The organism is Sphingobacterium mizutaii, assembly GCF_900187125.1.
In the GTDB taxonomy this organism is placed as follows: domain Bacteria; phylum Bacteroidota; class Bacteroidia; order Sphingobacteriales; family Sphingobacteriaceae; genus Sphingobacterium; species Sphingobacterium mizutaii.
The window spans coordinates 4,188,560-4,200,691 of record NZ_LT906468.1; the positions used below are offsets into that span (position 1 = coordinate 4,188,560).

A 12,132-nucleotide genomic window follows, 5' to 3' on the forward strand; every position below is an offset into this window, starting at 1 on the left:
TATATATTTTTATTTCTTATCCTCATTTACAAAACTGGAATGGTAAAATAAGCCCCTAGGGACAAGCGGTTAAATTGTTGATTCTCTATGTTTACCACATCCTTGAAAGTCACCGTATTCCCCATATAACCCAAGTAAAACCGTAGGTCTTTCGTTAAAAAAGGCTTATGCTGCAAGGCAGCGAAATAGGTATAGTTCGTCCTGAAATCATTCCCTAACTCATCATCCACATTGGAACCTGCTGTTTCTATTCCACCTTTTAATGCGATTTCCCATTTGTCAGCCAAGAATTGGTCAAGCCTTAAAACCGCAGATTTATAAACGATATCTTTAGCAAGTGTTCTTGCCCCACCTGTCCTTGCATAGAAATCATTGATGACATTGGAGCCAATCAAGGCATGATCCACGGCATAAAATGAATATTGAAGATCTAAATAGATCATTTGACGGTCTGTCTTATATTTATTGGCTAAAGAAACGGCATGGTTGGTATTGTCTTTGGCAAATTGAGATATATTGTAGGACCATTTTGTATTGAACTTATTATCAGCAAATGCTCCAATCCAGGTAAAATATGCTCCTAATGGCGCCTTTGAGGCTTCTAGATCCGTTGCTGAAAGACTATTGTCTGCCAACAACCTTTCAAAACTGTGGTTACTGGTATTATAGACTTGAAGATTCAAGGAGTGGTTCGGATTCACCTCGTAGCTTAACATCCCGCCAACCACAAATAGATTTAAGATACGGTCTACGTAGTCTGTAAATTTATATTCATAGATGGGATTGTTTTCGAACTCATAACTACCAACGACCGCACTTTGCTTTCCTAGGGTAACCGACCATTTATTGTCTTTACCGAATTTGTATTTCATAAATGCAAAATCCAAAGCCGCCGATCCGTTATCTTGGCTGGTTGGGGCGAAAGAGCGGTTCAGCCTGAACCTAACTTTATAGGATAGCTGATCATTGTAATCTCCACCTATTAAAATACGGGCCTCATCCAGATTGGCATTCAGCTTACTCTCATCATTCCCTAAATTGTTGGCATTTAATCCCGCACGGAGTAGCACATCCAAATTGAACAACTTGGAGGTTTTGGGTTCTTTTTGAACAATACTGTCTTGTTCGGCTAGATTTTTCGATAAGGAATCGGTCAATACTTCAGCTTGGGAAAGCTGTAAAAACAGGAGGGGCAAAAGGATGGTCAGCAGATGTTTTTTCATGTCGAAATTATTCGGTACTGACCAAATATAGTTGCAACATATAAAAACGAAATTAGCCTGAAATTAGAACGAGATTAGAATGTAGGTTTTGGGATTTTTACAGTTACGGATGTTCCCTTATTTTCTTGTGTTTCTAACGCTAATTGAACATCATGTAGAATGAAAATATTGCGCGCAAGCACAAGGCCAAGGCCATTTCCGTAGATCTCACCTACATTGGACGCCCTGAAAAAGGAATAATAGATATTGGCAAGATCTTTCTCGGGAATACCGATTCCTTTATCAATTATTTTAATAATGATATGTTCAGCATCGAATTCCAAGAGAACTTTAACAGGTTCATTACTTCCATATTTTATGGCATTGGAAAGGATATTGCTGAATGCGATATAAAATAGGTCTGGATTAGCCTTAACCAAAAGATCATCACTGTCTTCGGGGATATTACTGAGGTCAAACTGAACTTTACAATTGCTGTTTAACTCCGTTTCGGTTTTTATCACCTCAAACAATAATTCATCAATACGTACTGGCAGGACATCCTTAATTTTTCTTTGGCTGCCCAAACTGGACATCACCAAAAGATCTTTGATCATAAATTTCATCCGATTGGTATGATGGATGATAGTATCTATGGATTGCTGGGCATCATGGGACAGATCGATTTGCTGTTGGGCTAGCTCGGCCTCCCCACCGATAATGGTTAATGGGGTCCGAAGGGAATGGGAAGCATTGCCGATAAAACTCTTCTGCAATTGGACTGCAATATCCAAGCGGTCCAGCATCGAATTATAGTTCGTATATAATTGATCAATTTCATCGCCTTCGCTACTGAATTTATTTGTGAGTCGATGATCAAGGGTGGCAATATTGACCTTTTCCAGCTCATCATTCAATACCTTTAGTGGGTTGAGGATCCTGTTTGCAAAATAAAAGGCCAAACCTATGATAAACACCAAGGAAATCAAGCCGCCGGTCAGCAATGTTTGGTCAAGGTCCTTTTGCTCTCCATGCCCATAATCATCAATTCCTTCTGAAATGACCAATAAGTTCTCAGCATGTTGCTTATCCTCAAAATACAAGGCTAGATAGGAAACTTTATTATGCAAATAGATAGCCTTCCCTTCTTCAATGGCGGTTTGATAAAACTCTGAAGGCATGGGTAAATCGGGTCTGATCCGCAATTGGTTGCTCCCTTTGACAATCCTGAGGTAATAATCTTTCCCTTCTGACAATTGTTTCAGGTATTTACGCTTTACCTCATAGTAGATTTGATTGTTATACTCATCATTTTGGACGATATGTTCACCAACAATACGGGCATTCTCTTCTAAACGATGGAAAAATTTGGTTTGTAGGCTATCTCGAGTGAAATAGGATACATAATAAGCAAATAGTACGATCAAACTAATGGCTATTAAGGAGAAGGACAGTATGATCTTTACCTTAATTTTCATTCCGCATCACATAGCCCATACCAATAACGGTATGGATTAATTTGTTTTCATAGATTTTATCGATCTTTTTGCGGAGATAATTGACGTAGACATCAACCACATTAGTGCTCATATTGATATCCATCTCCCAAACTTCCTCCAGGATATCCATCCTAGAAATTACTTTATTCTTGTTGACCATCAGGTACTCCAATAAGCGGAATTCTGTAGCCGTCAGCGTAATAGCTTTTCCGTCACGTGAAACATATTTACTGGACCTATCTAATATCAGGTCATCAATCTGAATAAGGTGATTGTTGGAATTATTACTGTTCGATTTACGCAATTGTCTGTGTATCCTAGCCTTGAGCTCTTCAAGCTGGAAGGGTTTGGTCATATAATCATCTGCATCCCTGTTAAAGGCCTCAACAACATCTTCAGTTTGGTCTAAAGCTGTTAAGATCAAAATAGGCACATCTTTGTCGAAACTGCGGATCTGCCGGCAAACATCCAATCCATTCATCTGAGGTAACATGACATCCAATATGATCAGATCAAATTTCTTTGACCTGGCCATCTTCAGACCTGTCAAACCATCATTTGCAACAGTAATCTGGAAGTCCTCGTATTTCAAGCCCCGTTGAATTAAGGAAATAACTAAACTTTCATCTTCGACTAATAGTAATTCCAATACTTTATATATAAATACGTGATTCGTAATAAATATACAAAAAAATGAAAATTATTTGCCTAAAATCTAAAATCAGCTGGCAAAATAATTAAAAAATTACATTAAGCTAATTTTTAGATAATACAACATTCGCGTCCTCATCTTCCAATCGATCGATTTCCTGCTTCAATAATTTCTCTAAACGTGCCTGTACTTTCTTATACTTTGCTTGACCATAGACGTTCTTCATCTCACGCGGATCCGCTTTCATATCATATAGCTCCCAAGCATCTACCCTTTTGTAGAAACGGATTAATTTATACCGTCCATCACTTACCCCAAAATGTGGTGAAACTGCATGTTCCCCATTTTCATAATAATGGTAATAGATCTGATTTTGTATATCTTTTTTCTTACCGTTCAACAAGCTCAAGAAAGATCTACCTTGCATATCAGCTGGAACTTTCGTCCCACTTAATTCCAAGAAAGTCGGACCAATATCAACATTGGAAACCATTCCCGTAATTTTGGAACTTGGTTTGATCATGCCAGGCAACTTCATCAACATAGGCGTACGGAAGGATTCTTCGTACATAAAGCGTTTGTCAAACCAGCCATGCTCACCCATATAAAATCCTTGATCCGATAGATAAAGAACCAAGGTATTATCTTCTAGGTTGTGCTCCTTTAAATAATCCAATACGCGACCGATATTGCGGTCCATTGACTCGGCAGTGTTTAGATAATCAACCATATAACGGTGATATTTCCACTCCGCCAAAGCTTTTCCGCTCAGGTTTGATTTTTTAAGTTCCTCGTATATTGGTTTATAATAGTCTACGTAAGCTTGGAATTGTTCATCACTCATCCTGCTGAAGTTTCCATCAGCACGCATTTTCTCGATATTTTCAAACATCTTCAGGTCATAGCCCATCTGCATATCTTTATCAATGCTCATTTCTTGCTCCGCAGCAGCTTTTCTGCCTGCATAATCATCATAAAAGGTTTCAGGTAAAGGGATTTCCTTTGCATCATTTTTACCAAAATCCTCGATGGCGGGCATCCATGTCCTATGGGTATTTTTATGTCCGATGATCAAACAAAAGGGCTCTTGTTTATCCTTCTCCTTCAACCAATCTAAGGCTTTATCCGTCACCAAATCCGCAACATAACCTTCTTCTCTTGCCACGACTTCCTTCTCTCCTTCTTTACTGCTGATAAAGTCCGGATTGAAATAATGCCCCTGACCAGTCAGGATACTATAATAATCAAAGCCTTCCAATTTTCTCCCCAAATGGATCTTGCCAATCCAAGCTGTTTGGTAGCCATTATTATGGAGTTCCTTAACAAAGGAGTTCTGTCCATGGTTGAAATTAGAGGTCTCATTATCCTTAAATCCGTTTTTGTTGCTGTATTTTCCAGTCAATAAGCTGGCACGACTAGGTCCACAGATCGAATTGGTAACATAGCCGCGCGTAAAAACCGCTCCTTCTTTTGCAATCCGGTCTAAATTTGGCGTATGGCCAATCTTGGAACCATAAGCTCCAATGGTCTGATAGGAATGATCATCCGAAATTATGACAACAATATTGGGTTTACGCTGAGCGAACGATGTCAAGCTGATTAGGCAAAAACAGATTAAAGTTAGTATGCGCATGTATTCTAAAAGTTTAGGAAGCTTCAAATATAAGCATTGCTTCCGAATCATCCTGTTTCTGGATTTCATCTTTTAACTTTTTCATCATTTCTGCTTGTTTCTCAGCATACTTAGGATTATTGTATAGATTCTCCATTTCCCTAGGGTCCTTTCGCATATCATAAAGCTCCCAAGAATTGACTTTATTGTAGAAACGGATTAGTTTATATTGCCCATCACTCACCCCAAAATGCGGTGAAACATTATGGATTCCATCCTCATAGTAATGGTAGTATAATTGTTTCCGATCTCCCTTTTTACCATGCACGATTGCACTAAACGATTCCCCTTGGATTTCCTCTGGAATCGGCACACCCGCCAGATCCAACATCGTTGGAGCAATATCCACGGTCATCAGAAGATCATTGACCTTTCTGGACTTTTTGATTTCCTTAGGGAAACGCATCATCATCGGAGTACGGAAAGATTCCTCATACATAAAACGTTTATCGAACCAACCATGTTCACCCATATAGAAACCTTGATCCGACATATAGATCACAATCGTGTTCTCAGTCAGTTGATGCTCATCTAGGTAGTCCAATACCTTCCCGATATTTCTATCCATTGATTCTGCTGTATTCAGGTAATCGGTCATATAACGTTGGAATTTCCATTCCGCCAATTTCTTGGGATCCGAAAAATCCTGGCTTGCATAATCAGCTTTTACCTTTGCATAATACTCCCTGTACTTTTCACGGTCGGCCTCATCCATTCTCCTGAAGTTAGATTCCTTCATCCAATCCTCTTCGGTTTTGAATAGCTTAAGGTCATAATCTAATTTGATATCCTTGCTGATCTGCATTTCTTGGATCTTGGCAGCTTCTCTCCCTTTGTAATCATCATAGAAATTATCGGGTAAAGGGAATTTCTTATGGTCATTTTTCCCAAAGTCCTGTGGATCTGGATCCCATTCCCTATGTGTAGCTTTGTGCCCTAAGATCAAACAGAATGGCTTTTCTCCATCCAATGAACTTATCCAGTTCAAGGCTTTTTCAGTAACAATATCTGACACATAACCTTTCTCTCGGGTCAATTCCCCCTTTTGATTCTTGAAATCTGGGTTGAAATAATGCCCTTGGTTCAGCAACACATCAAAGTAATCAAAGCCTTCCAAGGTATCGCCTAAATGCTGTTTGCCGATCCATGAGGTTGTATAACCTGCTTTTCTGAGCTCTTTGACGAAGGAGTTCTGGCTATGCTCAAAATGTGACTTTTCATTTTCCCGATATCCGTTTTTATGACTGTATTTCCCCGTCAGCAAACTTGCACGGCTGGGCCCACATAAGGAATTGTTCACATAGGCACGGTTGAAAAGCAAGCCTTCCTTAGCTATGCGGTCGATATTGGGCGTATTGCCAATTTTTGAACCATAAGCAGAAATGCTCTGGTAAGAATGGTCATCGGATATGATGATCAGAATATTTGGAACCTTTTGAGCCAAAAGTGCATTTATTCCAAAAACGAAAAATAGTAGGTAGGTAGATAATCTAATCATACATTAAATATACAAATTCAAGGTTAAATATTGTTGATTTAAATAAATCCAGTAATACTGTAAAATATTGCCTTCAGTAATTTGCAGAATCAATAAAAATGAGGACTTTTGCGTAATAATTTCATTACATGAAAAAGCTTTTTTCCCTGATTGTATCAACTCTTCTTTTCCAGTTAGCTCTTGCCCAACAAGAGGTTTATAAAATCATTTATACCCTCTCCTTAGATGAGTCTTTCAAGTCCAACATCAAGGAACTGGGACAAGTTGAAAGTGACGAAACGGAATTATTTCTATCGCTCTTGGCTGAAATGGAAGGGAAACCACTGATGGAGGTATGGATCAGTGAGCATCAAAACAAAATCCATAACCTGTACTTTCCACCCACCCTACAACTTAGAGATACAAAAAACAAAACCCTATTTTTTTTAGATTCATTATCAAAAAGTTTTTCAAAGGAAGTATATGCTCCCGAGAGTGAATTTAATCTGCGAGTAAACTTAGACTCTGAAAAGACAGAAATGATCGCTGGATTTCCCAGCAAATTAGCAACTATAGAATTACAGGATGACTCTAATGCTGAGCAACCTGAATCAGTGGAGGTATGGTATACTGATAAGATACCTGCAATTTTTTGGGGTAAATACCAATATCTAGATCGAATACCGGGGCTAGCCCTGAGAGTAAATGCATTTGGCGCTGCCTTTCAGGTGATGGAAATATCAAAAACCCAGGTACCCGATAATTTCTTTGATATCCCTTCAGATTATACGGATGAAGAATTAACGGAAATGGATTTAGGCGATGGAATGACCGCATATTACGATTCAACAAGTTTTTTATTTGGCCTAAAAAATCCAAATGGAGAAATCATTACCCAACCGAATTATTTGACAATAGCACCATTTAACAATGGAATAGCTGTGGCAGTAGATGAAGGGAATTTTGCGGGTTTGATTGATGCAAACGGTAAAAACCTGTCCGAATTCAAATTTGACAATATCCAGTATGACCCCGTTCTGAATAATTACCTTTTCTCCTTAGAAGGAATGATGAGTGTAATGGATACAAAGGGAAATAAACTCTGGAACAATGAATTTGAATATATCACCCCCTTCTCTGCAGATTATACCATTGTAATGACTTCGCTTAAGTTTGGACTTGTAGATCAAAAAGGTAATATTGTATTGCCCTTAGGGGAGAACGTCATCTTAAGTAATGACAACAAATACTATGTTTCAGAAAAGGATGGACTATACGAAATATATCAAATTGATGGCAATAAACTGATTACTTCAGGAGATTACTATCTAGGATTATCCAATGAGGATGACTTATTCATCATTTCAAAAGATAGTGAAAACTTCGGATTGATAAATTCAAAAGGAGAAACTATTCTTCCTTTGGAATATAGCTATATTAATCCTTTTGAAAATGGAAAAGCTATCGTTTTAAAAAATGGTGAATCCGAAGAAAGGGTCATCAATAGCAAAGGAAAATTCATTAGCAACCCCTAAACATGACTTACCAAATCAATACCTTACATAGAGGGAGATTTATCTGGATATTGCTAGGCGGCCTTTTTGTGGTTGGTTATTTATTATCACTTAGTACGCTACAAGAAATCTACAAGATCTTGATCCTATTGTTCTGCATTCCTGCCATCATGTGGGCGGCGGTCCGTTTCAGCAAACAGAACTCCACTTGGCAGATCGATGACCGTAACATTAACATTACCAAGTTCGGCAAAGAGGTTCAAATCCCCATTGCAGAAATCAGCTATCTCAAGAACCATATCCGATCCGGAGGAAACCTTTTAGCCTTTCATAAAAAGGGAAAAATGAGCACGGTACGGATCTGGAGAAACAAGATTTTTGCCAGCAATGATCAATTCGATCAATTAATCCAAGCGATCAAAGACCTAGGAATCGATATCGTCATCGGATAAGCCTGTCATTTTCAAATGTTAAATTTTATATATTTGGCAATATGAATCTAAAAAACACTCTTGGCTTACTAGTCTTGGCTCTTTGCTCACTATCATCCTTTGCACAACGCAAGGCATATTGGGATCAGAAAGTCGATTATACCATGGATATTGATGTCAATGAAAAGACATTCCAATACGATGGTAAGATGAACCTGAAATACAGCAACAATTCTGGACAAGAATTGAGCAAAGTCTACTTTCATCTCTATTTCAATGCTTTCCAACCTGGAAGCATGATGGATGAACGTTTGAAAACCATTCCTGATCCGGATGCGAGGATGGTAACCAATATCGGTACTAAAGAAAATCCGATTCGTCAGAGCCGTATTTCTGTTTTATCCCCAGAACAGATCGGATTTCAGAAAATCAAATCGGTTAAGTACAACGGCACAGATGTTTCTTTCAAGGAAGACGGTACGATCCTAGAAGTGACTTTACCTACGGCGATCAAAGATGGCAGTACCGTAGAGTTTGATTTGACTTGGCAAGCACAGGTTCCTGAACAGATCCGTAGAAGCGGACGTAACTCCAAAGAAGGAGTTGCATTCTCCATGACCCAATGGTATCCTAAAATGGCTCAATTCGATGAGTTCGGTTGGCATTTGGATGAATACATTGGTCGTGAGTTTATCGCCCCTTTCGGAAATTTCGACGTCACTATCCATATCAACAAGGATTATGTGATCGGTTCATCTGGAAAATTACAGAACCCATCTGAGGTAAAGGGTTATGTGAAAAATGCAAAGATCAAAACTAAGAACAACAAAGCTTCTTGGCATTATAAAGCAGAGAACATCCATGATTTTGCTTGGGCAGCAGACCCTAAATTCGAAGTGGATTCTGCCAAAACAAAATTGGGAACTACAATCTATACCATTTACCTGCCTACTGACCAAGAGGTAAAGGACAATTGGAAAACTGCATTAGGTTTGGCGACAGAATTCTTCGATTTTACCAGTGAGCACTTCGGAGCTTATCCTTGGAAAACATACTCGATCGTACAAGGTGGTGATGGCGGTATGGAATATGGAACCGCAACCTTGATCACTGGTGGAAGGAACCTGAAAGGCTTAGTGGGCGTTATCTTCCATGAAGCAGCTCACTCTTGGTACCAACAGTTGTTTGGTGTGAATGAAACTGTAGATGAGTGGATGGACGAAGGTTTCACCAGCTATATTGAGGAACTGGCCTATACGGAACTGTTTGAGAAACCAAAAGCAAGAGCACTTAATCCTATTGGTTCTGCCTACAACTCTTACTATCGTTTGGCTAAATCAGGAAAAGAGGAACCAATGAGTCTATTAGCAGACTATTACAATACCAACTTCGCCTATAGCATCGAAGCCTATAGCAAAGGCGGTGTATTGGCTGAACAAATGGGCTATATCATCGGTAAGCAAAATCTGCAAAAGACTTTCTTGAACTTCTATGATATCTGGAAATTCAAGCACCCTACTCCAAATGATTTCAAAAGGGTAGCTGAAGAAACTTCTGGAATTAATTTGAAATGGTATTTCAACCTATTCATCAATACGACTAGAACTATTGATTATGCTATTGCCAATGTTTCTGATAAGAGCATTGAAATCCAAAATAAATCTAACCTGGCTATGCCTATCGACCTATTGGTAGAATATGAAGATGGAAGCAAGGAACTTTTCTATATCCCATTACGTGAGATGCGCGGTGAAAAACCTGCTGAGCAGTATGATATATACCAAGGAGTAAAGCGTACCGTTCTTACGGATTGGTTCTGGACAAAACCGACTTATTCGGTTCCAGTTTCCAAGAAAGTGAAGAAAGCGTGGATTGACCCTACCCAAAGGCTTGCTGACATCAACTATGATGACAATGCCTACGGTCTATAAATATTAAAAATCTTGCAAGTAAAAAGGCTGTTCCTCATTCTGGGGAACAGCCTTTATTTTGATTTCTAAATTCAGTTTATCCTAGATTTTTCTAGGAAATCGGCTTAATCTTATTCGAGACACATTCCGAATTTTCCGAATATGTCTCGAATAAGGGTAATACGATTCTCGGAGCTAGTCCCAAAATTTTTATACGCTTGACAAGCTTTGGATTATCACAGTTGCTTTTCAAGAAGCTGTTTCAATTCTTGAACAGCCTTCGGATTTTGTTTAGCGATATTAACTTTTTCACCGGGATCCTTGGACAGATCATAGAGTTGGTCTTCAGGATTAATGCCCAGTTCAGTTCCAGTCAGTTCGTTATAGGCTCGGCCCTTACTAGATTTGATATATTTTAAATTACCTTTTGTAATGGAGAAGGTGCCAGCCGATTGCACTAGATACTCTCTACCTACTTTATCCTTTCCTATCAGTGCATTCCAGATATTTTGGCTATCCAATTCATCTTGATTAGAGAGCGGTTTTTTAAAGAAATTGGCAAAGCTGGAAAGCAAGTCCATTTGACAAACTAAAGCGTCTGAAACCTGTGCTTTCTTGATGCCTTTTGGCCAACTTATGATAAAGGGTACGCGGGTACCGCCTTCAAACGCCGAATATTTCCCACCTCTATAGGGCCCAAAAGGATTATGTCCATTCAATTGGGGCACTGCTCCATCTACATAGCCATCATCCAATACTGCCCCATTATCACTGCTAAAGATAATGATCGTATTTTCATAGATTCCCTTATCCTTTAATGCCTGAACGATCTCCCCTACGGTATGGTCCAATTGAAGGATTGCATCGCCTCGGTAACCTAAGCCACTCTTTCCCTTGAACATGGTGGAAGGCATCCTTGGAACATGAGGTTCGGTCGCATGGTAGCTCAAGAAGAAAGGCTTCTCACCATGCTCACGGATATACTGTACGGTCTTGTCGGCAAAGGTCATGGTCACTTCTTCATCCACCCATCTGGCTTGCAGACCGCCGGTCATCCAGCCTATTCGGCCAATACCATTGATAATGGTTTGATTATGTCCATGGTTGGGACTCGCTTTCATTTTCAAGAGCTCAGGATTTTCAAGTCCTGTCGGTTCATTGCCGATTTTCTGTTTATAAGAAACCTCAATAGGATCATTAGGATCGACGCCTACTACGCGATACCCTTCCAAAAAAACGGTTGGAACACGGTCTGCAGTGGCAGGGAAGATATAGGAATAATTGTAGCCTACTTCCAATGGTCCTGGTTTAATGCTTTCATTCCAATTTTTTTCGACTTGGCTACCTAAGCCTAGGTGCCATTTCCCGATGATTGCGGTTTCATATCCTTGTTGCTTAAAAAGCTCCGGCAGCGTCATCTCGCCCTGATCGATTATCAAAGCAGCATCTCCGGGCAATACACCAGTTCCGGTCTTTCGGAATGGATATTTACCGGTCATCAGCGAATATCGAGAAGGGGTACAGGTTGCCGCAGAGGAGTGTCCATTGGTAAATCGGATGCCCTGATTAGCTAGTGCATCAATATTTGGGGTGTTGATTTTCGTTGCCCCATAGGCGCTCAAATCACCATAGCCTAAGTCATCTGCATAGATCATGACCACATTCGGTTTCTGTTGGCCGAAATTCAATAAAGGGAGGAATAACAGCAAGAATAAAGCTTGGTAAAGCTTTAAATAAAGGATTTTCATAGAAATGATTGGGTTTAGAATATAACC

At 39.4% G+C, this 12,132-nt stretch carries 9 protein-coding genes; 3 read left to right on the forward strand and 6 right to left on the reverse strand.

From position 1 onward, the window contains the following. Nucleotides 1-26 precede the first annotated feature (26 nt). The 5 genes from CKW03_RS18140 to CKW03_RS18160 form a co-directional block, all read right to left on the reverse strand. Nucleotides 27-1,223 carry a porin gene (locus tag CKW03_RS18140; protein ID WP_093099268.1) on the reverse strand — a complete coding sequence of 399 codons (1,197 nt, stop codon included), beginning with the start codon at nt 1,221-1,223 and terminating at the stop codon, nt 27-29. Between the two features lie 74 nt (nt 1,224-1,297). Further along, nucleotides 1,298-2,680 (reverse strand): sensor histidine kinase, encoded by a 1,383-nt coding sequence (locus CKW03_RS18145; protein WP_093099269.1) that lies wholly within the window; start codon nt 2,678-2,680, stop codon nt 1,298-1,300. Beyond that, complete coding sequence (locus CKW03_RS18150; RefSeq protein ID WP_093099271.1) at nt 2,670-3,350, reverse strand: response regulator transcription factor; 681 nt, start codon at nt 3,348-3,350, stop codon at nt 2,670-2,672. The genes CKW03_RS18145 and CKW03_RS18150 overlap by 11 nt, the downstream gene beginning before the upstream one ends. A gap of 106 nt (nt 3,351-3,456) precedes the next feature. Next, a complete protein-coding gene (locus tag CKW03_RS18155) occupies nt 3,457-4,986 on the reverse strand; it encodes a sulfatase family protein (RefSeq protein WP_093099272.1) in 1,530 nt (509 codons plus the stop codon). A gap of 13 nt (nt 4,987-4,999) precedes the next feature. Then, nucleotides 5,000-6,523 (reverse strand): sulfatase family protein, encoded by a 1,524-nt coding sequence (locus CKW03_RS18160; protein WP_093099273.1) that lies wholly within the window; start codon nt 6,521-6,523, stop codon nt 5,000-5,002. Between the two features lie 128 nt (nt 6,524-6,651). Here CKW03_RS18160 and CKW03_RS18165 point away from each other — a divergent pair, with 128 nt between their 5' ends. The 3 genes from CKW03_RS18165 to CKW03_RS18175 are packed head-to-tail and all read left to right on the forward strand — an operon-like array spanning nt 6,652 to nt 10,378. Continuing rightward, nucleotides 6,652-8,037, forward strand: a complete 1,386-nt coding sequence (locus CKW03_RS18165; RefSeq protein ID WP_093099275.1) for a WG repeat-containing protein — start codon at nt 6,652-6,654, stop codon at nt 8,035-8,037. Between the two features lie 2 nt (nt 8,038-8,039). Next, a complete protein-coding gene (locus CKW03_RS18170) occupies nt 8,040-8,468 on the forward strand; it encodes a hypothetical protein (RefSeq protein ID WP_093099276.1) in 429 nt (142 codons plus the stop codon). Between the two features lie 41 nt (nt 8,469-8,509). Next, nucleotides 8,510-10,378: a M1 family metallopeptidase gene (locus CKW03_RS18175; RefSeq protein ID WP_093099278.1), complete on the forward strand. Its 1,869-nt coding sequence runs from the start codon at nt 8,510-8,512 to the stop codon at nt 10,376-10,378. Between the two features lie 215 nt (nt 10,379-10,593). Here the strand turns inward: CKW03_RS18175 and CKW03_RS18180 are convergent, their stop codons facing one another. After that, nucleotides 10,594-12,105 (reverse strand): sulfatase family protein, encoded by a 1,512-nt coding sequence (locus tag CKW03_RS18180; RefSeq protein WP_093099279.1) that lies wholly within the window; start codon nt 12,103-12,105, stop codon nt 10,594-10,596. Nucleotides 12,106-12,132 lie beyond the last annotated feature (27 nt).

Bases quoted from the DNA above. Each gene is read 5' to 3' on its own strand.
- CKW03_RS18140 (WP_093099268.1), bottom strand. From the start codon at position 1,223: ATGAAAAAACATCTGCTGACCATCCTTTTGCCCCTCCTGTTTTTACAG.
- CKW03_RS18145 (WP_093099269.1), bottom strand. From the start codon at position 2,680: ATGAAAATTAAGGTAAAGATCATACTGTCCTTCTCCTTAATAGCCATT.
- CKW03_RS18155 (WP_093099272.1), bottom strand. From the start codon at position 4,986: ATGCGCATACTAACTTTAATCTGTTTTTGCCTAATCAGCTTGACATCG.
- CKW03_RS18160 (WP_093099273.1), bottom strand. From the start codon at position 6,523: ATGATTAGATTATCTACCTACCTACTATTTTTCGTTTTTGGAATAAAT.
- CKW03_RS18165 (WP_093099275.1), top strand. From the start codon at position 6,652: ATGAAAAAGCTTTTTTCCCTGATTGTATCAACTCTTCTTTTCCAGTTA.
- CKW03_RS18170 (WP_093099276.1), top strand. From the start codon at position 8,040: ATGACTTACCAAATCAATACCTTACATAGAGGGAGATTTATCTGGATA.
- CKW03_RS18175 (WP_093099278.1), top strand. From the start codon at position 8,510: ATGAATCTAAAAAACACTCTTGGCTTACTAGTCTTGGCTCTTTGCTCA.
- CKW03_RS18180 (WP_093099279.1), bottom strand. From the start codon at position 12,105: ATGAAAATCCTTTATTTAAAGCTTTACCAAGCTTTATTCTTGCTGTTA.